Origin of the sequence: Halobacillus sp. K22 (assembly GCF_052246795.1) — a bacterium.
Lineage (GTDB): Bacteria > Bacillota > Bacilli > Bacillales > Halobacillaceae > Halobacillus.
The window spans coordinates 83,422-105,527 of sequence record NZ_JBQQCN010000015.1 but is presented as its reverse complement, the minus strand read 5'-3'; the positions used below and the strand labels follow the sequence as shown (position 1 = coordinate 105,527).

26 protein-coding genes and 2 riboswitches are annotated in these 22,106 nt (G+C 40.4%); of the genes, 21 read left to right on the top strand and 5 right to left on the bottom strand.

Annotated elements, in window-relative coordinates; translation table 11 throughout:
- Positions 1 to 244 precede the first annotated feature (244 nt).
- On the bottom strand, positions 245 to 595 hold the full coding sequence (gene crcB / locus ACTWPM_RS12320; protein WP_443133335.1) for a fluoride efflux transporter CrcB: 351 nt from the start codon (positions 593 to 595) through the stop codon (positions 245 to 247).
- A complete protein-coding gene (locus ACTWPM_RS12315) occupies positions 592 to 969 on the bottom strand; it encodes a fluoride efflux transporter FluC (RefSeq protein WP_443133334.1) in 378 nt (125 codons plus the stop codon). The genes crcB and ACTWPM_RS12315 overlap by 4 nt, the downstream gene beginning before the upstream one ends.
- A gap of 251 nt (positions 970 to 1,220) precedes the next feature.
- On the opposite strand from ACTWPM_RS12315, the gene ACTWPM_RS12310 reads away from it, so the two are divergent.
- Positions 1,221 to 1,427, top strand: a complete 207-nt coding sequence (locus tag ACTWPM_RS12310; RefSeq protein WP_443133333.1) for a copper ion binding protein — start codon at positions 1,221 to 1,223, stop codon at positions 1,425 to 1,427.
- Between the two features lie 198 nt (positions 1,428 to 1,625).
- Here ACTWPM_RS12310 and ACTWPM_RS12305 read toward each other — a convergent pair whose 3' ends face one another.
- Both ACTWPM_RS12305 and ACTWPM_RS12300 read right to left on the bottom strand, forming a co-directional pair.
- Positions 1,626 to 1,973: a spore coat protein gene (locus ACTWPM_RS12305; RefSeq protein ID WP_443133332.1), complete on the bottom strand. Its 348-nt coding sequence runs from the start codon at positions 1,971 to 1,973 to the stop codon at positions 1,626 to 1,628.
- Positions 1,974 to 1,976: 3 nt separating this feature from the next.
- Positions 1,977 to 2,243 (bottom strand): hypothetical protein, encoded by a 267-nt coding sequence (locus tag ACTWPM_RS12300; protein ID WP_443133331.1) that lies wholly within the window; start codon positions 2,241 to 2,243, stop codon positions 1,977 to 1,979.
- 231 nt (positions 2,244 to 2,474) lie between these two features.
- Here ACTWPM_RS12300 and ACTWPM_RS12295 point away from each other — a divergent pair, with 231 nt between their 5' ends.
- The 9 genes from ACTWPM_RS12295 to ACTWPM_RS12255 all read left to right on the top strand — a co-directional run bounded on the left by ACTWPM_RS12295 (position 2,475) and on the right by ACTWPM_RS12255 (position 11,359).
- Positions 2,475 to 3,392, top strand: a complete 918-nt coding sequence (locus tag ACTWPM_RS12295) for a proline dehydrogenase family protein (protein WP_443133330.1) — start codon at positions 2,475 to 2,477, stop codon at positions 3,390 to 3,392.
- Positions 3,393 to 3,758: 366 nt separating this feature from the next.
- On the top strand, positions 3,759 to 6,158 hold the full coding sequence (locus ACTWPM_RS12290; RefSeq protein ID WP_443133329.1) for a 3-hydroxyacyl-CoA dehydrogenase NAD-binding domain-containing protein: 2,400 nt from the start codon (positions 3,759 to 3,761) through the stop codon (positions 6,156 to 6,158).
- A 20-nt stretch (positions 6,159 to 6,178) separates the two neighbouring features.
- Positions 6,179 to 7,354, top strand: a complete 1,176-nt coding sequence (locus ACTWPM_RS12285; protein ID WP_443133328.1) for an acetyl-CoA C-acetyltransferase — start codon at positions 6,179 to 6,181, stop codon at positions 7,352 to 7,354.
- Positions 7,355 to 7,369: 15 nt separating this feature from the next.
- Complete coding sequence (locus ACTWPM_RS12280; protein WP_443133327.1) at positions 7,370 to 9,151, top strand: acyl-CoA dehydrogenase family protein; 1,782 nt, start codon at positions 7,370 to 7,372, stop codon at positions 9,149 to 9,151.
- A 147-nt stretch (positions 9,152 to 9,298) separates the two neighbouring features.
- Positions 9,299 to 9,658: an arsenate reductase family protein gene (locus ACTWPM_RS12275; RefSeq protein WP_443133326.1), complete on the top strand. Its 360-nt coding sequence runs from the start codon at positions 9,299 to 9,301 to the stop codon at positions 9,656 to 9,658.
- An 81-nt stretch (positions 9,659 to 9,739) separates the two neighbouring features.
- Positions 9,740 to 10,123 carry a glycine cleavage system protein GcvH gene (gene gcvH, locus ACTWPM_RS12270; protein ID WP_443133325.1) on the top strand — a complete coding sequence of 128 codons (384 nt, stop codon included), beginning with the start codon at positions 9,740 to 9,742 and terminating at the stop codon, positions 10,121 to 10,123.
- Positions 10,124 to 10,260: 137 nt separating this feature from the next.
- On the top strand, positions 10,261 to 10,608 hold the full coding sequence (locus tag ACTWPM_RS12265; protein ID WP_443133324.1) for a toprim domain-containing protein: 348 nt from the start codon (positions 10,261 to 10,263) through the stop codon (positions 10,606 to 10,608).
- A gap of 10 nt (positions 10,609 to 10,618) precedes the next feature.
- The gene (locus tag ACTWPM_RS12260; protein WP_443133323.1) at positions 10,619 to 10,933 is read left to right on the top strand and encodes a thioredoxin family protein; all 315 of its coding nucleotides are present in this window, start codon (positions 10,619 to 10,621) and stop codon (positions 10,931 to 10,933) included.
- 99 nt (positions 10,934 to 11,032) lie between these two features.
- Positions 11,033 to 11,359, top strand: coding sequence for a hypothetical protein (locus ACTWPM_RS12255; RefSeq protein WP_443133322.1), 327 nt, complete (start codon positions 11,033 to 11,035; stop codon positions 11,357 to 11,359).
- On the opposite strand, the gene ACTWPM_RS12250 is transcribed toward ACTWPM_RS12255, so the two are convergent.
- Positions 11,352 to 11,777, bottom strand: coding sequence for a TlpA family protein disulfide reductase (locus ACTWPM_RS12250; protein ID WP_443133321.1), 426 nt, complete (start codon positions 11,775 to 11,777; stop codon positions 11,352 to 11,354). The genes ACTWPM_RS12255 and ACTWPM_RS12250 overlap by 8 nt on opposite strands.
- 66 nt (positions 11,778 to 11,843) lie before the next feature.
- A riboswitch (SAM riboswitch) is annotated at positions 11,844 to 11,952 on the top strand.
- A gap of 148 nt (positions 11,953 to 12,100) precedes the next feature.
- Positions 12,101 to 12,208, top strand: a riboswitch (SAM riboswitch).
- Between the two features lie 72 nt (positions 12,209 to 12,280).
- Here ACTWPM_RS12250 and ACTWPM_RS12245 point away from each other — a divergent pair.
- The 11 genes from ACTWPM_RS12245 (at position 12,281) to ACTWPM_RS12195 (ending at position 22,103) form a co-directional block, all read left to right on the top strand.
- The gene (locus ACTWPM_RS12245; protein ID WP_443133320.1) at positions 12,281 to 13,306 is read left to right on the top strand and encodes a methionine ABC transporter ATP-binding protein; all 1,026 of its coding nucleotides are present in this window, start codon (positions 12,281 to 12,283) and stop codon (positions 13,304 to 13,306) included.
- Positions 13,299 to 13,967, top strand: a complete 669-nt coding sequence (locus ACTWPM_RS12240; protein ID WP_443133319.1) for a methionine ABC transporter permease — start codon at positions 13,299 to 13,301, stop codon at positions 13,965 to 13,967. The genes ACTWPM_RS12245 and ACTWPM_RS12240 overlap by 8 nt, the downstream gene beginning before the upstream one ends.
- A 34-nt stretch (positions 13,968 to 14,001) precedes the next feature.
- Positions 14,002 to 14,874: a MetQ/NlpA family ABC transporter substrate-binding protein gene (locus tag ACTWPM_RS12235; protein WP_443133318.1), complete on the top strand. Its 873-nt coding sequence runs from the start codon at positions 14,002 to 14,004 to the stop codon at positions 14,872 to 14,874.
- A 69-nt stretch (positions 14,875 to 14,943) separates the two neighbouring features.
- Entirely contained in the window at positions 14,944 to 15,309 is a 366-nt protein-coding gene (locus ACTWPM_RS12230) for a carboxymuconolactone decarboxylase family protein (protein WP_443133317.1), read from the top strand.
- 227 nt (positions 15,310 to 15,536) lie between these two features.
- Positions 15,537 to 15,677 (top strand): hypothetical protein, encoded by a 141-nt coding sequence (locus tag ACTWPM_RS12225; RefSeq protein ID WP_173380435.1) that lies wholly within the window; start codon positions 15,537 to 15,539, stop codon positions 15,675 to 15,677.
- A gap of 236 nt (positions 15,678 to 15,913) precedes the next feature.
- Positions 15,914 to 16,699 carry a Fe-S cluster assembly ATPase SufC gene (gene sufC / locus ACTWPM_RS12220; protein WP_089751755.1) on the top strand — a complete coding sequence of 262 codons (786 nt, stop codon included), beginning with the start codon at positions 15,914 to 15,916 and terminating at the stop codon, positions 16,697 to 16,699.
- Positions 16,700 to 16,718: 19 nt separating this feature from the next.
- Entirely contained in the window at positions 16,719 to 18,026 is a 1,308-nt protein-coding gene (sufD, locus tag ACTWPM_RS12215; RefSeq protein ID WP_443133316.1) for a Fe-S cluster assembly protein SufD, read from the top strand.
- Positions 18,026 to 19,246 carry a cysteine desulfurase gene (locus ACTWPM_RS12210; protein ID WP_443133315.1) on the top strand — a complete coding sequence of 407 codons (1,221 nt, stop codon included), beginning with the start codon at positions 18,026 to 18,028 and terminating at the stop codon, positions 19,244 to 19,246. Before sufD ends, ACTWPM_RS12210 begins: the two co-directional genes overlap by 1 nt.
- Positions 19,236 to 19,679 (top strand): Fe-S cluster assembly sulfur transfer protein SufU, encoded by a 444-nt coding sequence (gene sufU, locus ACTWPM_RS12205; RefSeq protein WP_443133314.1) that lies wholly within the window; start codon positions 19,236 to 19,238, stop codon positions 19,677 to 19,679. Before ACTWPM_RS12210 ends, sufU begins: the two co-directional genes overlap by 11 nt.
- A gap of 33 nt (positions 19,680 to 19,712) precedes the next feature.
- On the top strand, positions 19,713 to 21,110 hold the full coding sequence (gene sufB / locus ACTWPM_RS12200; RefSeq protein WP_443133313.1) for a Fe-S cluster assembly protein SufB: 1,398 nt from the start codon (positions 19,713 to 19,715) through the stop codon (positions 21,108 to 21,110).
- A gap of 180 nt (positions 21,111 to 21,290) precedes the next feature.
- Positions 21,291 to 22,103 carry a sulfite exporter TauE/SafE family protein gene (locus ACTWPM_RS12195; RefSeq protein WP_443133312.1) on the top strand — a complete coding sequence of 271 codons (813 nt, stop codon included), beginning with the start codon at positions 21,291 to 21,293 and terminating at the stop codon, positions 22,101 to 22,103.
- The last annotated feature ends 3 nt before the right edge of the window (positions 22,104 to 22,106 follow it).

The window sequence follows — 22,106 nt, the reverse complement described above, 5'->3', positions numbered from 1 at the left end:
ATCACTATTGGCAACGTATGGGTTTGAAATCATTGAATGCACGTTGAATTTTATGAAACCGCCGTATACGGAACCGTACGTACGGTGGTGTGAGAGGACGGAGGTTAGTCACCTCCTCCTACTCGATTGGTTTTACGATCATTGGTGCGGATTCCTAAAATTGACATTGAAAGTAATTTCTCCTAGTAGCATTATGGTGGCCTTTGTAAGGCAAATCCTCTTTTACAGGGCATTATATTTGTACTCAAACAAAGAGAATGAAAAAGAGGCCAGCTACAGTTAATATAAGAGAGCTCCCTGCATATAATAATCCTTTCTTCCACTGACCCTGTTCCAATAAATGAAAGATTTCGTAACTGAAAGTAGAATAGGTAGTATAACCTCCGCAGAATCCAGTAGCCAGCAGCAGCCACAACCACTCTTCAAGCCCCACTAATTCCTGAAGGCGAATAAGAATCCCCAGGAGTACTCCACCTGAAATATTAGAAACTGCTGTACCTAAAGGGTAATCGCTTTTGTTATTCAAAAGATTACTTACTTCAAAACGAGCCACGGCACCAGCCATTCCGCCAATAAATACGAGAAAAATACTCATATAAACCACTTCTTTCCCCACAGGGAACCAAGTAGGGTCAAGCTTACACCAAGCAGGAATGTCGCCACTATGTAGAATAATGCTAAATAAGTGTTCAATGACAGTAATTGCACAAACTCAGTAGAAAAGGCTGAGAAGGTAGTAAGAGAGCCAATAAAACCGGTCGTTACAGCCTTCTGCAGGACCCGGGCATTTGTAAAGAATCTAAAGAAAAATTGATACATAAAGCTTAAAAGAAAGCAGCCGAGCATATTTGCTATGAAGGTACCGTAAGGAAAACTTCCATAGGAGGGAAATAGAATTGAAATCATATAACGTAAGCTCGCACCCGCTCCCCCTCCAAAGGAGATACCTAAGTATATGTATTTTCTCAAAATAAAATCTCCTAACTATACAAGGATAAATCTCAATACAAAATGAGTTCTAGGCTCTTTCAGTTTATAATTTAATACGCTTATTGTCAGCCTTTATAATAGAGGTCCAAAAAATAAGTCCTGAGATGTTATTCCATCAGTAAATTGTGGAATAGTAATTCTAAGAGGAGTTAAACGCGTAAGCATGAAGATTTAACTCACTACTCAGAATATATTTCAATCAGCAAATAAAATAGAAAGGTTGTGTAATAATGGATTTAACATTAGAAGTGAATGGAATGAGTTGTGAACACTGTGAAAAAACAGTAAAGGATTCTCTTGAGAAATTAGAAGGGGTTCACGGCGTAGAGGTACACTTAAGCAGTGGTAAAGTCGATGTTATGTATGATGAGGCTTATGTTTCTAAGGGAATGATGAAGGAAGCAATTGAAGCACAAGGATATGAAGCGGTAGGATAAACTTGTACACCCGGCTGTAAAAGCCGGGTGTTTTTTATTTATAAAAGACCCTGGTAAATTTTTGTGCTGATTATTAAAGATAAGCGTTAGATTGTTTAACACACAGTTTTGGCTCTGCCTTGTGAAGGGAAGCGTCCCCAGCATAACCTGCCCCAAGAGGCTTATCCTTTAAAAGATTTACCATTTCTAATAATAAGGTTATTGCACGGTGTAAGGAAGCTGAGATTTATAGCCTGTGAACTGCTGATACGACTGCTGAACCTTTTGCTGCTGCTCCTGTTCAACAGCGTACCAGCCGTTTTTAAACATTAGATTGTAAAGGTTTCTCTGACAATCTTGAGTTTCTTTAAAAATCGTCGCTAGGTCCTGGTAAAGCGCCTGATTACTTGCTTCATTTAAGGCAATGTTATAAGAAGCGGTCATGTATTTTTCTGTGGTTAATTGATCATTTAAGAAATCACGCTCATTCATCTGCGGTGTTTTAGGGACGGATGTTTCAGGGTTTTGTATTTTGCTTGATGTTTGATTCACTAAATGGACCTCCATTCGTTAATTAGATTTTTGGGGTTGAGTTTCCAGATGCGTCAGGATCTTATTGTAATGGCGTTGATGCATCTGCCCGGCTTCTTCTAATGCTGCTTGGATTTCAGGAGTTTGACAGTTTTGCGCAAAGAAATGAGCTTTTTTACAGGCGTTCAAATTCCAAGAAAGCATATCCGTAATGTAAAGCTGGTCTTTCGTACTTACGACTTCTGGGACTTGCGCCATTGGCTGAGCCTGCTGCATAGACGATGGTTGGTTTTGCTGGTGTTGCATTATCTCTACCTCCTTATAAAGTCATTTGTAGTATTCCAAAAAGATTATTTTCTATTATATATAAATCCATATTTATGGAAAAACCTGCAAAAACCGACTGCCGTTCTTTGAATTTATACCCATTTTTCTTAAAAGATGATAAAATAAAAGTGTGTTTTCGTTTACAAGTCTTAATTTTCTTACATTTATTGAAGGACCAAAGAGATAAAATTGGTAGTAGGGGGATGTGTGATGGAACAAATATTACGAAATTTCTTTTTGTTTCTCTCCAAAAATCGTTTCTTTACAAAGTTAGCTAAAAAATACGGTCTTCGATTTGGCGCAGGTCGATTTGTAGCGGGTGAAACGATTCCAAATGCCGTGGATACGATTCAAAAACTCAATAATAAGGGTATGTCAGTGACAATCGATCACCTGGGTGAGTTTATTGACAGTAAAAAAGAGGCTCGTGAAGCTGCTGATGGATGTATCGAAGCTATTAAAGCAATAGGCGAGCACCGTCTGGATTCACAACTTTCATTAAAGCTTACGTCCATGGGGCTGGATATCTCAGAAGATCTCGTAATGGAGAATATGCGCCGTATTCTGGATGTGGCAGAGAAAGAAGATGTTTTTGTAACAATTGATATGGAAGACCATGAGCGATGTGATAAAACGCTTGAGATTTTTAAGAAACTGTGTGCTGACTATGATCACATTGGTACCGTCCTTCAAGCATATCTTTATCGAGTGGCGGAAGATGTAGAGGATCTCAATCAGTATGACCCAAACCTCCGTTTAGTGAAGGGAGCTTATAAAGAGTCTCCTAAAGTTGCATTTCCCGAAAAGAAAGATGTGGATGAGAACTATAAAAAAATTATAAAAATGCACCTTCTAAATGGAAACTATACAGCTGTTGCGACCCACGACGATGCTATTATCGAATATACAAAACGATTAGTGGGAGAGGAAAATATATCGAATGACCAGTTTGAATTTCAAATGCTTTATGGTATCCGAGTAGAAAGACAAGAGGAGCTTGTGAAAGAGGGTTACAAAATGAGAGTTTACGTACCTTACGGAAATGATTGGTATGGTTATTTCATGCGTCGCTTAGCTGAACGTCCAGCTAACGTAGCCTTTGTTTTAAAAGGTGTGTTTGGAAAATAAACAACTCCGAAAGCCGTTTCATAACAATAACTCTGTTATGAAACGGCTATTCTTTTTGCTTATGATAAACACTATCTGAGCTTTTCATAAGAGTTTTACTATTATCGGAATGAATGATACTGAAAGTAAGAGGAACAATCTGCTCTTTACCTGGTGAACTTTTTTAGGGCATATGCTATATAATGGATACTAAGATTAAAATAAAGCATCTTATTTTGAAGGAATTATTTCCAAGATAATGTAGAAAAAAGGATTGCGAAATGTCAGAAAATAATTTATATTAGTAATAGATACGAACTTAGCAACATTTATTTTTTTGATTATAAAATGAATGAGTATTCATTCAAATGGATAGGGGGACATAGTATGAATCGTAAAATAAAGCGTGCAGCTGTTTTGGGGTCTGGTGTCATGGGGGCCGGGATAGCAGCACACTTAGCAAATATCGGAATTCCAGTACTTATGCTCGACGTTACTCCTCGCGAACTGAACGATCGTGAGAAAAAGCAGGGATTAACACTTGATGATAAAGCGGTGAGAAACCGAATATCTTCGATGAATAAAGAGGCCTTAAAGAAACAAAATCCTTCTCCGCTTACCAGTAAAGAAAGCTTGAATTTAATTGAAACCGGTAACATGAGTGATGATATGGAAAGACTTAGTGAAGTCGACTGGGTTATCGAGGTAGTTGTGGAAAATTTAGAAATTAAAAAGAAAGTGTTAGCTAGCGTGGATCAGTATAGAAAGCAGGGAGCTATTGTTAGTTCCAATACCTCAGGAATATCCATTGAAGCCATGTCAGCTGATTGCAGTGAAGATTTTCGAAAGCATTTCCTAGGGACTCATTTCTTTAATCCGCCGCGTTATTTGAAGCTGCTGGAAGTGATACCTACTAAAGATACGGATCCTGAAGTTCTTGAATTTATAAAAACTTTCGGAGAAGACGTACTTGGCAAAGGCGTAGTGGAAGCTAAAGATACACCTAATTTTATTGCCAACCGAATTGGTACGTATGGTTTACTCGTTACCGTACAGAAAATGCTTGAGAAAGGATATAGCGTCGGGGAAGTTGATTCTGTCACCGGCCCTATGATCGGCCGGCCAAAAAGTGCGACTTTCCGAACATTGGATGTAGTTGGCCTGGATACCTTTATTCATGTAGCCAATAATGTTCACGATCAAGTAGAAGGAGAAGAGAAAAAAGCTTTTGAAATTCCTGAATTTATGAACCATATGCTGGAAAAAGGCTGGTTGGGTTCAAAAAGCGGTCAAGGTTTCTTCCTGAAACAAAGGAGTAAAAATGGCAGTGAAATTCTGCAGTTAAATCCTGAAACCATGGAATACGAATCTCGTGGGAAACTAAAAACAAAAGCGACAGAAATGGCTAAACAAGAAAAAGGCCCCGGACGCAAACTTAAATCATTAGTTAATGCTAAAGGCGATCCGGCTGGAGATTTAATTTGGTCTATTGTCAAACCTGTGCTTCTCTATTCCGCTGAATTGTATGGAGAAATAGCCGATGATGTTCCATCTATCGACGAAGCGATGCGCTGGGGCTTCGGATGGGAAATGGGACCATTTGAAATGTGGGATGCTATCGGAGTTCAAGCTTCCGTGAACCGGATGAAAGAGGATGGTGAAAACATCCCTGCCTGGATAGAAGATATGCTTAATGAAGGTTTTGGTTCGTTTTATAAAGCTGAAAATGGAAACGTTTACTTTTACCACAATAGTGATTATAAACAGCAGGTTTTCAATAAGAAAAATATCAATTTAAAAAGAGTTAAAGAAACTAAAGATGTGATCAAAAAGAATGCGGGAGCAAGCTTAATAGATATAGGAGACGATGTGGCCTGTCTAGAATTCCATTCCCAAAGTAATGCTATCGGGCTGGATATTATCCAAATGATTAACTTTTCGATAGATCATGTTGATCAGCACTACAAAGGGCTCGTCATAGGAAACCAAGGTAAAAACTTCTGCGTGGGTGCAAATCTTGGGATGATGCTTATGGAAGCTCAGGATTATAACTTTTTCGAAATTGAAATGGTCGTTAAAAACTTCCAGGATGCACTTATGAAAGTGAAGTACTCTGACAAACCAGTTGTAGCAGCACCTTTTGGTATGACGCTTGGCGGAGGTGCAGAAGTCTGTCTTCCATCTGATGCTGTGCAGGCATCACCTGAAACTTATATGGGGCTGGTAGAACCGGGAGTCGGACTGATTCCGGGAGGCGGAGGAAATAAAGAGCTTTACATCAAGCATCTTAGAAATATTCCTGAAGGGGTCGACTTTGATCTTCAAAAAGTAGCCAACAATGTGTTTGAGAAAATTGCGATGGCTAAGGTTTCTACTTCGGCTGAAGAAGCCCGAGAAAATGGTTTTCTGGATCAGCTGGATGCTATTAGTGCAAATGGTGATCACTTGCTGCATGATGCAAAACAGAAGGTGATCGGTCTGGCTGATTCGGGTTACACAGCACCTAAAAGAACAAAAGTCCCGGTGGTTGGAGAACAGGGATATGCCACCATGCTGTTAGGTGCCAAATCACTATTGCTAAGTGGATATGCAAGTGAACATGACTTGAAAATCGCTGAAAAACTTGCATTCGTACTCGCAGGCGGCAGGTTAAAAGAAGGTACGCTTGTAGATGAACAATACTTATTAGACCTGGAACGCGAAGCATTCCTAAGTTTAATCGGTGAACCAAAATCACAAGAACGGATGCAGCACATGCTGATGAAAGGGAAGCCGCTTCGTAACTAATTACTAAAGGGGGAAGAACCGTGAAGGAAGCAGTCATTGTTGCAGGAGCACGGACGCCTGTGGGCCGCGCCAAAAAAGGAGCGTTTGCCCACACACGTCCTGATGATCTTGCCGCATTAACCATAAAAGAAACATTAAAAAGAGCTGGTAACTACGAAGGAAGTATTGATGATGTAATTATTGGATGTGCCATGCCTGAAGCAGAGCAAGGTATGAATATGGCACGAAACATTGCGGGGCTCGCTGGTCTCCATCATAAGGTCCCGGCCATTACTATTAACCGCTATTGTTCTTCAGGGCTTCAAAGTATCGCGTACGCTGCCGAGAAAATTATGCTCGGGCACAACGATACCGCTATTGCCGGCGGTGCAGAGTCTATGAGCTTAATTCCTATGGGAGGACATGTGATCAAACCGAATATTGAATTGGTCAAGAATGCTCCTGAATATTATATGTCTATGGGGCATACGGCAGAGGAAGTAGCAAGGCGTTTCGAGATATCAAGAGACGACCAGGACGCCTTCGCTGTCCAAAGTCATGAGCGTGCAGCCAAAGCGATTCAAGAAGGCAAGTTTAACGATGAAATCGTACCGGTAGAAGTAGAAGATCGTGTACTGGGCGAAGACAATAAGGTAATCGATAGTAAAAAGATGGTTTCCATGGATGAAGGGGTGCGTCCTGGCACTACAAAAGAAGTCCTTGCTAAGCTGAAGCCTGCCTTCTCGGTAAAAGGTTCGGTCACCGCAGGGAATTCTTCGCAAATGAGTGATGGAGCAGCTTCCGTTCTAGTTATGGATCGTGAAAAAGCAGAAGCAGATGGCTTAAAGCCTCTAGTAAAGTTCCGTTCCTTTGCTGTAGCAGGAGTGGAACCTGAAATCATGGGGGTAGGACCAATTGAAGCTGTACCGAAAGCACTGAAAATGGCAGGGCTGAGTATTCAGGATATTGGCTTATTCGAATTGAATGAAGCGTTTGCCTCACAATCCCTCCGCGTTATACGTGAACTTGGACTTGATGTGAACAAAGTGAATGTTAATGGGGGAGCGATTGCTCTAGGCCATCCACTGGGATGTACGGGTACTAAGCTTACATTAGGATTAATTCATGAGATGAAAAGGCGTAACGAGCAATTCGGTGTCGTAACGATGTGTATTGGCGGCGGTATGGGTGCAGCCGGAGTTTTTGAGTTACTATAAGAGGAGGAAAAACAAATGAGTGAATTAAAAGAAATGATTAAGGGCGGCGGATTCATGGTGGAGGATTTATCGGCTGAGGATGTTATTACCCCCGAAGATTTCACAGACGAACATTTGATGATTGCTAAAACCGCTGAGGATTTTGTGTTAGGCGAGGTCGTTCCTAAAATTGATAATCTGGAGAACCATGAATTTGAGCACTCTGTTAAATTGCTGAAGCAAGCGGGCGATCTTGGATTGCTGGGAGCGGATGTACCGGAGGAGTATGGTGGACTCCAGCTAGACAAAATCAGTTCCTCTTTAATTACAGAAAAATTTTCCCGGGGAGGAGGTTTTTCTGTTACTCATGGAGCACATGTAGGGATTGGATCATTACCTATTGTATTTTTCGGCAATGAAGACCAAAAGCAAAAATACCTCCCTGTGCTGGCCACAGGTGAAAAAATTGCAGCCTATGCTTTGACAGAACCGGGTTCAGGATCAGATGCCCTGGGGGCAAAAACGACTGCGAAACTTAATGAAGCAGGTACTCACTATGTCTTGAACGGCGAAAAACAATGGATTACCAACTCTGCATTTGCTGACGTGTTTGTCGTTTACGCTAAAATAGATGGAGATAAATTCACGGCCTTTATCGTAGAAAGAGAGTATCCAGGTGTTTCTACAGGACCTGAAGAGAAAAAAATGGGAATTAAAAGTTCCTCTACACGTACGCTCGTTCTTGAAGACGCCGAAGTTCCTGTTGAAAACGTTCTTGGAGAGATTGGACGCGGGCATGTTATTGCTTTTAACATTTTAAACGTGGGTCGATACAAATTGGCTATCGGAGGAGTCGGAGGAGCGAAGCGAGCTGTAGAACTTTCTGTTAAGTATGCGAAAGAGCGCAAACAGTTTAAGACTCCGATCGCGAGTTTCCCACTTATTCAAGAGAAAATTGCTTCAGTGGCTTCAAATACCTATGCCAATGAGAGCGCAGTATATCGAACTGTAGGCTTGTTTGAGCAAAGCATGGGTAAGCTGTCTGAAGAAGAACTTAAAGATGGTGCAGCTGTGGCTAAAGTCATTGCTGAGTACGCAATCGAATGTTCACTAAACAAGGTGTTTGGAACAGAGTTACTGGATTTCGCTGTCGATGAAGCTGTGCAAATCCACGGTGGATATGGATTTATGGCTGAATATGAAGTCGAAAGATTGTATAGGGATTCCCGGATTAATCGTATATTTGAAGGAACAAACGAAATTAACCGGATGATCGTCCCGGGAACGCTTCTTAAAAAAGCGATGAAGGGCGAACTGCCATTGCTTCAAAAAGCGCAGGCTCTTCAGGAAGAGATTATGACGCTTATGCCAGAAGAACCAGGCATCGAACCTCTGGAGCAAGAGAAATATTTATTAAAGAACGCTAAGAAAATTGCTTTACTTGCAGCCGGTTTAGCTGCTCAAAAATATGGTGAGAAAATTGAAAATGAGCAAGAGGTTCTTGTTAATATTGCCGATATTACTGGTGAAATATATAACATGGAGTCAGCTATTCTACGAACGGATAAAGCATTACAGAAAACCGGTGAAAGCAAAAACGAATTGAAGCTGCTTTACACGCAAGTTTACACTCAAGAAGCATTTAACCGAATTGAAGCCCACGCGAAGGAGACATTGATCGCTGCTGAATCAGGAGACTCCCTGCGAATGATGCTTGGTGCACTGCGTAAGCTTACTCGACATACTCCAATTAATGTGATTGCGAAGAAACGCGAAATAGCTGCCGCATTAATTCAAGCAGAGAAGTTTGTAGTCTAATTCATTTATTATATCCCTGCTTTGGACGTTCAAAGCAGGGATTTTTGTTTTTTCGAAGTAGAACTCGCCATTAAATTAGGTTAACCGATGAAATAAATATCTTCATTATGGTAAAATATAAAATATCAAAGGTAAGGAGTGACAGTTATGTCGGTAACCTTTTATTGGTACCCCAAATGTGGGACTTGCAAAAAAGCTAAACAATGGCTGGATGAGCAAGGTATAAATTATACCTCTGTACATATCGTGGAAGATCCCCCGAATGCTGACGAGTTGGAAAAACTAATCCAGCAAAGTGCTCAACCTGCTCGTAAGTTTTTTAATACGAGTGGTAAAAAGTATCGAGAATTGAATATGAAAGAAAAACTGAAGGATGCTACCCAGGAAGAAATGGTTGAGTGGCTGGCTTCAGATGGGATGTTAATTAAAAGGCCGATCGTCACTGATGGGAACAAAGTCACTGTGGGTTTCAAACCTGAAACTTTTCAAGAAGTCTGGGTACAGTGAGCAAAACATTGGAAATAAAAGCAGCTAGCTTTTATGTTTGTAATTGTTATAAAGTATATTTTATTTAATGGAGGGATTTCAATGAGTGTACCAAAAGATCTGCGTTACTCTGAAGAACACGAATGGGTTAAAGAAGAAGGCGGGAAAGTCCGTATCGGAATTACAGAGTTCGCTCAATCTGAACTGGGCGACATTGTGTTTGTAGAGCTTCCTGAAGTAGGGGATGAGCTTGAAGCAGATGAGCCATTTGGAAGCGTAGAATCTGTAAAAACTGTATCCGAATTATACGCTCCCTTAAGCGGTAAAGTTGTTGAAGTCAATGAAGAACTTGAAGACAGCCCGGAATTCGTAAATGAATCCCCGTATGATAAAGCGTGGATGGTTATTGTCGAACCAAGTGCTTCTTCTGAAATGGATGAACTAATGACATCCGATCAATATGAAGAAATGATTAATGAAGACTAAAGTCAAGCATTTACCATGAGCAATTGTACAGGCAGGGCTACATATATTCCTTGTCTGACATGATGGTGTATCATATTAATCATGTTCAGACCATGCCCCTTTGGCATGGTCTGTTTCTATATAGTGGGTGATAGAAAATGGATGGAGAAAGAATTGTAATCGTTGAGGGAATAACAGATAAGCGAAAAATCAAGAAAATTCTTGATGAAGATATAGAGATCATTTGTACACATGGAACCCTTGGTATTGAACGGATGGAGGAACTAATCTATGATTACAATCTTGATGGGCGCAGGGTGTATATTCTTGTAGATGAAGACGATTCTGGCTACAAATTAAGAAAACAGCTGACAGCAGAGCTCCCTCATGCCGTACACATCTATATTGATAAAGCATTTCGTGAAGTGGCAGCCACGCCAGAACCAGAATTAGCCAGAGCCTTATTAAACAGGCATTTCCACGTAAAGCCCATCTATCTCATTTAGGAGGATCATTGTGCAGGAAATAGATAACAAGTCAGCAGGTCACGAGTTAGAAGAACAAAAAACTGGATTGACATTCATCCATACTCCTTTTTGTGGGACCTGCCACTTGGCCAGAAAAATGCTTACGGCTATAGAGGCCACTTATAATAAAGAATTATTCAGGGAATGCAATGCTTCTCTGCATCCTGACTTAATGAAAACTTATCAAATAAAAAGTGTACCTTGTCTATTAATTACACATCACGGGGAAATAATAGAGAAAGTTTATGCCTTTCATTCTGTTCCTTTTATGTACGATAAACTTTCTGAATATGTAAAAAAATAAATGAATTACCCGGGAAATGACGAACGATTTTTCGTTATTTTAAAAGGGTTGACTCCTCCTTATCAAGAATTTATTTAACAAACAAAGGAGGAGTTAACAATGGTGGAATTCATACAAGATTGGGTTAAACAAGTGAATCAGAGAACAGATCTTTTGCCCAGTTGGCGGGAAAGAAGACTTAACGTAATTCTCCAGGTTGGCAATCATAGAATTTACATGTATATAGACCAGTCAGGGGTGCATCTCAAAACAGATCAACAGGAAAACGGACTAAATCTCATTCACCTGCAATCTTCCAGTACCATTATGAAAACTTTGTTTATGGGTGAACAAAAATTAACTTCTCTTCCCCAGGCGACGATTAAAGTTCAAGGGGCATACCGGAATATTTTGTTTATCGAATCACTCCTGTTATTGGCTAAATGAGTTCGCCCAGAGATTCTACAATGGATAAGAAATCTGCTTGATCACCGAATTGTGAATGGATAAAACCATCCTTGTTGATAATCACAGTAGTAGGTACACCTTCACTGTTGAACAAGTCATAGATCGTTCGACCATGGTCTTTAAGAGCAGGCTGAGATAAAAACTTTTCTGCATATTCCTCTGCCTCAGCTTCGCTCCGTTCACGGCCAGATACATTTATAGTAACCATCTTGACTTTCTGATGGTCCATTGTTTTATATAACTGCTCTTTCTTAGGTAAATCCTTCCCGCTGTCGGGGCACCATGAGGTCCAAAATGTAAGAACAATTACTTTTCCCAGATCCTCTGTAGTATTATAAGAGCCTTCCTTATTTAAATAAGGAAGTTCGAAACTTGGCGCATTCCTCAACGTGACCACTCCTTAATTGTTGACTTAATTTATAGCCCCATGCTAACATAATCATTAATTTAATAGCGACATCTTCACTTATCCAGAGAGGCGGAGGGACTGGCCCATTGATGCCCGGCAACCGGTTTATGCAGATGAACACGGTGCTAATTCCTGCAAAGTATTTTACTTTGGTAGATGAGAAGAGTGTTCTAAATGAACTCTTCTAATTTAAGGAAGAGTTTTTATTTTGTCGAATTTATAGGAATATTATCAAGTTGACACGAAATTCTAACAATGCTAGAATCCTCTTTATGGTACGTACACGTATTAAAGTGATAAAAAATTAAAATCTCTTATCCAGAGAGGCGGAGGGACTGGCCCGTTGATGCCCGGCAACCGGCAAGCTAAGACTTGGTAAGGTGCCAATTCCTGCAAGGTAATCCTTGTGAAGATGAGAGAACAGATAAAGATTGTTACGCTAACCTTTCTGTTCTCAAGCAGAGAGGTTTTTTTATTGGAGGGAAGACGACATGATTTCAATTAAAGGCTTATCTAAAGTCTTTCGAACGAAACATCAGGAGGTCCGTGCCGTCGACGACCTAAGTTTACAGATAAAAAAGGGAGAAATATACGGGGTTATCGGTTACAGCGGTGCTGGAAAAAGTACTTTCATAAGGTTGTTAAACCGCCTGGAAGATCCAACGGACGGCAAGGTCACCATTGATGAGCAAGATTTGACTTCTTTAAACAAAGGGAAACTGCGAGAGGCCCGGCAGGAGATTGGGATGATTTTTCAGCATTTTAATCTTTTGTGGTCTCGAACTGTTCACGATAATATCGCTTTTCCACTTGAAATAGCTGGTGTACCTAAAAGCGAAAGAACCAAACGTGTTAATGAATTAATAGACCTGGTAGGCCTTAGTGGACGAGGCAATTCTTATCCATCTCAGTTAAGCGGCGGTCAGAAACAAAGAGTAGGAATAGCTCGTGCGCTAGCGAATAAACCTAAAGTTCTTCTTTGTGATGAAGCTACTTCTGCTCTTGACCCAGAAACGACAGATTCCATTCTTGATCTATTAGTAGATATTAATGAGAAGCTTGGACTGACAATTGTACTCATTACCCACGAAATGCATGTAATCCGAAAGATCTGCCATCAGGTAGCAGTTATGGAACAAGGTAAAATTGTGGAACAGGGAGACGTACTTGATGTTTTCCTTTATCCAAAAGAACAGGTTACTAAGAAATTTGTCGATCAGGTAATGGGAGACCCTGAGCGGGAACATTCACTTCAACTTATAAAAGATACGTATAAGACTGGAGAGATTCTTCGTCTGCACTTCGTAGGTGAGAGCACCAATCAGGCTTTAATCAGTGAAGTTTCCAGGAAGTTTGTGTTAGATGTAAACATATTGCACGGAAAGATCACTCAAACCCAAAAGGGTGCGTATGGAACGATGTTTGTGCAATTCCTGGGTGATAAAGAAGAAATTACGCGTGCGATTGAATATATTCAATCCACCTCTGTGGAAGTGGAGGTGAGCCCGGATGATTAATCAATTTTTCCCAAACGTCACTATGGATGATTTAATAACAGCTACCAACGAAACGCTCTACATGACGCTTATCTCTGTAGCTGGAACGTTTGTTTTAGGTTTACTGTTAGGTTTACTTCTTTACTTGTCAGGTCCTGGGGGTCTGTGGCAGAACAAGATATTAAACTGGATTACTGCTTCAGTTGTTAACATATTCAGAGCTATACCTTTTATCATTTTAATTCTGTTATTATTCCCATTTACTGATTTTCTCATAGGCACTATTCGGGGCCCTAAAGCGGCACTGCCCGCGCTAATTATAGGTGGGGCACCGTTCTATGCACGACTTGTAGAGATTGCATTGAAAGAAGTAGATAAAGGTGTCATCGAAGCTGCTAAATCGATGGGGTCTAAATCTTCTACTTTGATTTTTAAGGTGCTGCTTCCAGAGTCAATGCCAGCCCTGGTTTCAGGGATTACCGTTACAGCTATTGCTTTAATCGGATATACTGCAGTGGCGGGGGCAATCGGTGCCGGTGGATTAGGTGACTTTGCCTATTTCTACGGCTTTCAGCGAAGCGACTTTGATGTTGTCTTTATTTGCACGATTCTCATTGTGATTATTGTTTTCATTTTCCAATTTATCGGGGACTTCGTTTCGAGAAAATTGGATAAAAGATAAAAATCCTAAATAAAATTAAAGGGAGAGAGTACTCATGAAAAAAATTACATTCGGTATTTTTACTTTATTATTTATTATCCTTTTATCAGCATGTGGTTCATCTGATGAAGGAAACTCAGGTTCGGAAGATAGCAGCAGCGGTGACGGCAGTTCTGAAGAAGGAACTACTGAAATAGCTGTTGGTGCTACAAGTGTCCCACACGCAGAAGTACTTCAAGAAGCTAAACCATTGCTTGAAGAGCAAGGAATTACACTGACCATTGAAGAATATCAAGATTATGTACTTCCTAACCAGGACTTAGCAGAGGGAAGAATTGATGCAAACTATTTCCAGCATATTCCTTATTTAGAAACACAAATGCAAGAAAATGATTATGACTTTGTAAATCTTGGCGGGATTCACATTGAACCTATGGGTATCTACTCTCAAAACATCTCAAGCGTTGATGAAGTTCCAGAAGGTACTACCCTGGTGATGAGCCGTTCAGTAGCTGACCATGGAAGAATTCTTTCGCTTCTTGAACGTGAAGGTCTGGTAAAATTAGATGAAAGCGTAGATAAAGTGGATGCTACTGTAGACGATATTGTTGAAAACCCAAAAAATCTTCAATTTGACTCCGGAGTAGATGCAGCGACATTACCGGAGATCTACAAACGAGAAGAAGATGCTCTAGTAGCGATTAATACAAACTACGCTATTGAAGCTGACTTGAACCCAAGTGAAGATTCATTGATCCTTGAAGGCTCTGAATCCCCTTATGTAAATGTGATCGCGGCCCAGAGTAAAGATGAAGATTCAGAAGCACTGCAAACATTAGTAGAAGTATTACGTTCAGAAGAAATTCAAACGTTCATGAAGGAAGAATATAATGGAGCTGTAGTGCCTGTAGATGGCAGCTCTGAATAACGGATAAGATAAGTGACTGCGGTTTATACTAACTGCAGTCACTTATTTTTATTGGGAGGTTAGAATGCGATGCAAGAACAACAAATGAATTGGACACAGACGTATTTACATGATTATAAAGAAGGTTTGGGTGATTTTACTGAGAAAATGCCAGAAGTCGCTCATCAATTCAGTGAATTCACAGAAGCGTGTTTCAAAGAAGGCGAGCTTTCTAAAAAGCAGAAACAATTGATGGCACTTGGAATAAGCATAGTAGCTCAAGATGAATATTGTATGATTTACCACACAAAAGGTTGTGTGGATCAGGGTGCAACAGAAAAGGAAATTCTGGAGGCTTGTGGGGTAGCAGCTGCCTTTGGTGGAGGCGCGGCTTTAAGTCAGGCTGTAACGTTAGTTCAGGATGCATATATGGATTTAAATTCCAGTGTCAATTAGTTTGAATAGTTAGAAAATTAAAGGAAAACTGATGTATTCATATGTACTGGTCGAATCAAGCGCTTTCATCGAAATGAATCAAGTAGAATCAGATATTTCAGGGGTTATACCTGTTTGTGCAGGGGTAAAGATTTATGGTACTCTGAATAGTGTAAATAATCTGAAAGGGTTGATTCGTTATTAGTGACCAACTGAATTTAAATTACACTGCTGAGATGGAAAAAGCCATGCATCAGGCTCATAATTTGAGTTATGCCGAGTACAGCAGCAAGTTGGATACACGTTTGAAAGTAGAAGAAAAGCGCCAGAAAGAATTTGAACAAGGCCAGAAGATGTTTGCTCAACTAGATCGTCAATTGCATAGATAATTTAAACAGGGAATCAGGTGATCTTTAGTCACCTGATTTTTTCGTGTTATAATAATGTAGAAACAGAAAAATTTCACTTATAATTTGTAGAAAAATCGGCTCATTTCCACTGGAAGGAAAAAGTTGATATCACTTTCTAAATGATATAAGATTATAATGAGAATAAATTGAGAATGGTTCTACTAACTACAACAAATAAATCCATTCCATTACTATAGATACTGGAGGTATTAATTATGGCAGGATCAACTTTAGAAATTAAAGATCTTCACGTGGAAATCGAAGGTCTAGAAATCCTTAAAGGTGTAAATCTTACAATTAACGGCGGTGAATTCCACGCTGTTATGGGACCAAACGGAACAGGTAAATCTACTCTAGCCTCCGCTATTATGGGCCACCCTAAATATGAAGTAACTCAGGGCGAAATTTTATTAGATGGTGAAAATGTCCTGGAAATGGAAGTAGATGAGCGAGCGCAGGCAGGTCTTTTCCTTGCTATGCAGTATCCTAGTGAAATCAGCGGTGTAACAAACTCCGACTTCTTGCGTTCTTCTATTAATGCTCAGCGTGAGGAAGGCGACGAAATTTCCCTTATGAAGTTCATTAAAGATATGGACTCTAAGATGGAAACATTGGATATGGACAAAAACATGGCTCAGCGCTATCTGAACGAAGGTTTCTCCGGTGGTGAGAAAAAGCGTAACGAAATCCTTCAGCTGATGATGATACAGCCAGCTATTGCAATCCTTGATGAAATCGACTCTGGTTTGGACATCGATGCTCTTAAAGTTGTAGCTAAAGGAATCAACGAAATGCGTAACGATGCGTTTGGCTGCTTAATCATTACTCACTATCAGCGTCTTTTAAACTACATTACTCCTGATAAAGTACACGTAATGATGCAAGGCCGCGTAGTTAAATCTGGCGGACCTGAACTTTCCCAGCGTCTTGAAGAAGAAGGTTACGACTGGATCAAACAAGAATTGGGAATCGAAGACGAAACAATCGGTCAAAAAGCGTAACTAAGATAGGAGGGTTAACATGACAGTAGACGTCTCACTACCATACGATAAAGAGTATGTCACACAATTTTCCAAAGGTTTACAAGAGCCTGAATGGATGAAAAACCTTCGACTGGACGCCTTGGAAAAATCAGAATCACTTCAACTACCTAAGCCTGATAAAACGAATATAAGTAAGTGGAATTTCACTGAGTTTAAACACAATGTTTCAGGTGAGGTAATTAACTCACTTGAAGATCTGCCAGCTGAAATTCAAGACTTTTTAGATAAAGAAAAAGAACAACAGAACTTAGTAATCCAAAGAAATCACACTCCTGCATACGCGGCAATTGATCAACAATTAAAGGATGAGGGTGTTATCTTTACGGATATGGCTACTGCTCTTAGAGAGCATAGCGACTTGGTGCAGAAGTATTATATGAACGACGCTGTACACGTAGATGAGCACCGTCTTACAGCTCTGCACGCAGCCCTTATGAACGGCGGAATTTTCTTGTACGTTCCTAAAAATGTACAAATTGAAGAACCGCTTCAAGCTATTTTCTGGCAGGAAGATCCAGAAGCTTCTCTGATTAACCACATTCTCGTGGTAGCAGAAGAAAATAGCTCAGTAACGTATGTGGAGAATTATATCTCTCATAATAAAGAAGAGAAAACATCAGCTAACAATATCACAGAAGTAATTGCTAAAGATGGAGCCAAGGTTTCATTTGGTGCTGTTGATAATTTTGATTCCGGAACCACGGTTTATACCAACCGCCGCGGTGTTGCTTACCGTGATGCTGTGATTGAGTGGGCTCTTGGTCAAATGAATGAAGGCGATACTGTATCTGAAAATATCACTCATTTAATTGGTGATAATTCTCATTCCAATGCGAAAACAGTAGCTATCGGCCGAGGTACCCAAAAGCAGAATTTCACTGCAAATATCACCCACTTCGGTCAAGGTTCAGATGGTTATATCCTTCAGCATGGTGTTATGAAGGACAAAGCTTCCGCAATCTTTAATGGAATTGGTAAAATAGAGCATGGGGCTTCCAAGTCTAATGCGGAGCAAGAATCCCGGGTACTAATGCTAAGTAAGGATGCACGCGGAGATGCTAACCCAATTCTTCTAATAGATGAAGATGATGTAACAGCTGGGCACGCTGCTTCTGTAGGACGAGTGGATCCAGTACAGCTGTACTATCTAATGAGTCGCGGTATTTCCAAGTTTGAAGCAGAACGCCTTATTATTCACGGATTCCTTGCGCCAGTTGTTAAGCAGCTTCCTGTCGAAGCCGTTAAACGTCAGTTGACGCAGGTAATTGAAAGGAAAGTATATTAATGGATATCAATGCGGTACGCAATGAATTCCCGATTCTTCATCAGGAAGTAAATGGCCATCCGCTTGTATATTTGGATTCATCTGCAACATCTCAAAAGCCGATTAAGGTCATTGAAAAACTCGATGAATACTATCGTGGATATAATTCAAATGTTCACAGAGGCGTTCACACGCTGGGTACAAAGGCTACGGATGAGTATGAAGGCGCGCGTGAAAAGGTCAGAAGATTTATTAATGCTTCCAGTACGCAGGAAGTAATCTTCACTCGCGGTACAACAACAGCAATTAACACAGTTGCATCAAGCTATGGAAGAGCTAATCTTAAAGAGGGGGATGAGATTGTCATCACCCCGATGGAACATCACAGTAATATCATTCCATGGCAGCAAGTGGCGAAAGAAACAGGGGCTGTGTTGAAATATATGCCTCTTCAGGCTAATGGAACGATTAACTTGGAAGATGCACGGGAAACAATTACTAAGAGCACAAAAATTGTAGCCACTATGCATGTTTCCAATGTTCTTGGTACAATAAATCCTATAAAGGAACTAGCGGGAATTGCTCATGAGAATGACGCAGTCATGCTAGTAGATGGCGCACAGAGTGCTCCGCACATGAAGATTGATGTGCAGGATCTGGATGCAGATTTCTACGCTTTCTCTGGTCACAAAATGTGTGGACCAACAGGAATTGGTGTCCTTTATGGAAAAAAATCTCTTCTTAAAAACATGGAACCAGCTGAATTCGGAGGAGAAATGATTGATTTCGTAAACTGGTACGATTCTACGTGGAAAGACTTGCCTTGGAAATTTGAGGCGGGCACTCCGATTATTGGGGGAGCTATTGGTTTAGGTGCTGCTATCGATTTCTTAAATGAAGTCGGTCTGGACGAAATCAAAAATCATGAGCAAAAATTAGCTGCTTATGCTCAAGATAGAATGCAGCAAGTGGAAGGCATGACTATTTATGGGCCGGAAGAACGAGCAGGACTAATTACGTTCAATTTGTCTGATGTTCACCCTCATGATTTAGCAACCGTTTTAGATGCTGAAGGGATTGCCGTTCGTGCTGGTCACCACTGTGCTCAGCCGTTAATGAGATGGCTGGAAGTATCAGCGACGGCTCGCGCCAGCTTTTATCTATATAACACTGAAGAAGAAATTGATAAACTTGTTGAAGGATTACAAACAACAAAGGAGTATTTTGGCGATGTCTTTTAACAATTTAGATACACTTTATCGCCAGGTTATTATGGATCACTATAAAAACCCTCGTAATCGAGGGGCGATTGAAGGAGATCACATGACAGTGGATATGAACAATCCAACCTGTGGTGATCGCATACAACTTCAATTGCAAGTAGAGGATGATCTTGTCAAAGATGCCAAGTTTGATGGGGAAGGCTGCTCCATCAGCATGTCCTCCGCTTCCATGATGACTCAGGCAATCAAAGGAAAACCAGTAGAAAAAGCGCTCAAGATGTCTGAAGTATTTTCCGAGCTCATGCAAGGAAATGAAGTGGACACTGACGAGCTCGATCTTGGAGATATAGAAGCATTACAGGGAGTTTCTAAGTTCCCAGCACGAATTAAGTGCGCCACATTAGCCTGGAAGGCTATGGAGAAAGGCGTAGATGAAGAAAAGCAGGATTAAGCTTTTGTCAATACCAAAAGGAGGTATATAATCATGGCTAAAGAAGCACCAGAAGTTGGAGAGTATCAATATGGATTCCATGAAAAAGACATTTCGATTTTCCGTACCCAAAAAGGTTTAACGAAGGAAGTCGTGGAACAAATCTCCAATTATAAAGAAGAGCCGCAGTGGATGCTTGACTTCCGCCTGAAAGCTTTAGAGCAGTTTTATAAAATGCCGATGCCGCAATGGGGTGGAGATCTGTCAGAACTGAACTTCGATGATATCACTTACTATGTGAAACCTTCCGAGCGTTCTGAACGTTCTTGGGATGAAGTTCCAGAAGAAATTAAGAATACGTTTGATCGTTTAGGTATTCCAGAAGCTGAACAGAAATATCTTGCAGGTGTATCGGCTCAGTATGAATCTGAAGTTGTTTATCACAATATGGAAAAAGATCTTGAAGATCTAGGTGTCGTGTTTAAAGACACGGATTCAGCTCTTAAAGAAAATGAAGATCTTTTCAGAGAATATTTCGGTAAAGTTATTCCGCCTTCTGATAATAAATTCTCAGCCTTAAACTCTGCTGTTTGGTCTGGGGGATCATTCATTTATGTTCCTAAAGACACTAAAGTAGAAACACCACTGCAAGCTTATTTTCGAATTAACTCAGAAAACATGGGACAATTCGAACGGACATTGATTATCGCTGATGAAGGTTCTTCTGTACACTATGTGGAGGGATGTACAGCACCTACCTATTCATCCAGCTCACTTCACAGTGCGGTGGTTGAGATCTTTGTTAAGGATAATGCTTACTGCCGTTATACAACGATTCAAAACTGGGCGAATAACGTCTATAATCTGGTTACTAAACGTGCGGTGGCTGATTCCAATGCAACTATGGAATGGGTAGACGGAAACCTTGGTTCTAAACTGACCATGAAATACCCATCTGTTATCCTTAAAGGTGAAGGCGCACGTGGAATGACTCTTTCCATCGCTCTTGCCGGAAAAGGACAACACCAGGATGCAGGTGCGAAAATGCACCATCTGGCACCTAATACGTCCTCGACGATCGTTTCGAAATCCATTTCGAAACATGGAGGTAAAGTTACGTATCGCGGCATTGTGCAATTTGGCCGTAAAGCCGAAGGAGCACGTTCGAACGTAGAATGTGACACCTTAATTATGGATAACGAATCTACTTCAGATACAATTCCTTATAACGAGATTATGAACGAAAATATCTCTTTGGAACATGAAGCCAAAGTTTCTAAAGTGTCTGAAGAACAATTATTCTATCTTATGAGCCGCGGTATTTCTGAAGAAGAAGCCACTGAAATGATTGTAATGGGCTTCATTGAACCATTCACGAAAGAACTGCCAATGGAATATGCCGTAGAGATGAACCGTCTAATCAAATTTGAAATGGAAGGTTCTATCGGTTAATCTAATTGTTATTTACACTGATGGTACAGGTGGTTATCCCACCTGTACTTTTTTATGTAGTATAAGTATTTCTTTGGTCAACTTTGACTAATATTTATGTTTCTTAATATAGGCTGGATGTTTTAAGAATAGAAAACATGATACTATAATATTATCTATAGAGATAAAGGATGTTTTAAAATGGTCATCCTCATGTTTATGATCGGATTAGTAACAGCATTGGTTGGAAGCATCGCCGGATTGGGCGGCGGTGTTATTTTAGTACCAGTTTTACTATTTTTAGGAGATCGGCTAAGTTCTTTTGACTGGGTATCACCTCAGTCAATTGTCGGAATTTCGCTGGTAGTCATGATATTTACAGGGATGTCCTCTGCTCTTTCTTATATGAAGTATGACCGGGTAGATAAGAAGATCGGTTATATTTTTCTGATAGGTAGTGTCCCTGGGGGGATTATAGGTTCATGGTTAAATCAATTTTTTAAAACCGATATGTTTTCTTTATTATTTGGCTGTATTATGATTGTAGTTTCTTTCCTGTTTTTTTTACCGAGGAAAACACCGGGTACCTACATATTTAATAATGGACTTAAAAGGGAAAAAGCTATTGGAGGAACAACCTATACGTATCAGGTGCCAATAGTTCTCGGTCTGATTTTATCGATAGCAGTAGGATTGCTGTCAGGACTGCTTGGCATTGGCGGAGGTTCCCTCATGGTGCCTGCCATGATTTTATTATTCAATATACCCGCACACATTGCTACGGCCACCTCGATGTTCACGATCTTTTTTGCGAGCATCTCAAGCTCAGCTACTCATATCTTCCTCGGACACGTAGAATGGGGTTACACGCTCTATTTTATTCCAGGCGCATACTTAGGAGGAATGCTCGGAGCTCGCGTTAACCGCCATCTTAAAGGACAGGCAGTAGAATGGTTTCTAAGGGTATTATTGATCTTAATCGGTATCCGTTTAATATGGCAAGGAATTGGATAAGGA

What these genes read in the sequence shown, in the direction of transcription:
- crcB (WP_443133335.1), bottom strand. Translation starts at nt 595, where the DNA reads ATGAGTATTTTTCTCGTATTTATTGGCGGAATGGCTGGTGCCGTGGCT.
- ACTWPM_RS12310 (WP_443133333.1), top strand. Translation starts at nt 1,221, where the DNA reads ATGGATTTAACATTAGAAGTGAATGGAATGAGTTGTGAACACTGTGAA.
- ACTWPM_RS12305 (WP_443133332.1), bottom strand. Translation starts at nt 1,973, where the DNA reads ATGGAGGTCCATTTAGTGAATCAAACATCAAGCAAAATACAAAACCCT.
- ACTWPM_RS12300 (WP_443133331.1), bottom strand. Translation starts at nt 2,243, where the DNA reads ATGCAACACCAGCAAAACCAACCATCGTCTATGCAGCAGGCTCAGCCA.
- ACTWPM_RS12295 (WP_443133330.1), top strand. Translation starts at nt 2,475, where the DNA reads ATGGAACAAATATTACGAAATTTCTTTTTGTTTCTCTCCAAAAATCGT.
- ACTWPM_RS12290 (WP_443133329.1), top strand. Translation starts at nt 3,759, where the DNA reads ATGAATCGTAAAATAAAGCGTGCAGCTGTTTTGGGGTCTGGTGTCATG.
- ACTWPM_RS12280 (WP_443133327.1), top strand. Translation starts at nt 7,370, where the DNA reads ATGAGTGAATTAAAAGAAATGATTAAGGGCGGCGGATTCATGGTGGAG.
- ACTWPM_RS12275 (WP_443133326.1), top strand. Translation starts at nt 9,299, where the DNA reads ATGTCGGTAACCTTTTATTGGTACCCCAAATGTGGGACTTGCAAAAAA.
- gcvH (WP_443133325.1), top strand. Translation starts at nt 9,740, where the DNA reads ATGAGTGTACCAAAAGATCTGCGTTACTCTGAAGAACACGAATGGGTT.
- ACTWPM_RS12265 (WP_443133324.1), top strand. Translation starts at nt 10,261, where the DNA reads ATGGATGGAGAAAGAATTGTAATCGTTGAGGGAATAACAGATAAGCGA.
- ACTWPM_RS12255 (WP_443133322.1), top strand. Translation starts at nt 11,033, where the DNA reads ATGGTGGAATTCATACAAGATTGGGTTAAACAAGTGAATCAGAGAACA.
- ACTWPM_RS12245 (WP_443133320.1), top strand. Translation starts at nt 12,281, where the DNA reads ATGATTTCAATTAAAGGCTTATCTAAAGTCTTTCGAACGAAACATCAG.
- ACTWPM_RS12240 (WP_443133319.1), top strand. Translation starts at nt 13,299, where the DNA reads ATGATTAATCAATTTTTCCCAAACGTCACTATGGATGATTTAATAACA.
- ACTWPM_RS12235 (WP_443133318.1), top strand. Translation starts at nt 14,002, where the DNA reads ATGAAAAAAATTACATTCGGTATTTTTACTTTATTATTTATTATCCTT.
- ACTWPM_RS12230 (WP_443133317.1), top strand. Translation starts at nt 14,944, where the DNA reads ATGCAAGAACAACAAATGAATTGGACACAGACGTATTTACATGATTAT.
- ACTWPM_RS12225 (WP_173380435.1), top strand. Translation starts at nt 15,537, where the DNA reads ATGCATCAGGCTCATAATTTGAGTTATGCCGAGTACAGCAGCAAGTTG.
- sufC (WP_089751755.1), top strand. Translation starts at nt 15,914, where the DNA reads ATGGCAGGATCAACTTTAGAAATTAAAGATCTTCACGTGGAAATCGAA.
- sufD (WP_443133316.1), top strand. Translation starts at nt 16,719, where the DNA reads ATGACAGTAGACGTCTCACTACCATACGATAAAGAGTATGTCACACAA.
- ACTWPM_RS12210 (WP_443133315.1), top strand. Translation starts at nt 18,026, where the DNA reads ATGGATATCAATGCGGTACGCAATGAATTCCCGATTCTTCATCAGGAA.
- sufU (WP_443133314.1), top strand. Translation starts at nt 19,236, where the DNA reads ATGTCTTTTAACAATTTAGATACACTTTATCGCCAGGTTATTATGGAT.
- sufB (WP_443133313.1), top strand. Translation starts at nt 19,713, where the DNA reads ATGGCTAAAGAAGCACCAGAAGTTGGAGAGTATCAATATGGATTCCAT.
- ACTWPM_RS12195 (WP_443133312.1), top strand. Translation starts at nt 21,291, where the DNA reads ATGGTCATCCTCATGTTTATGATCGGATTAGTAACAGCATTGGTTGGA.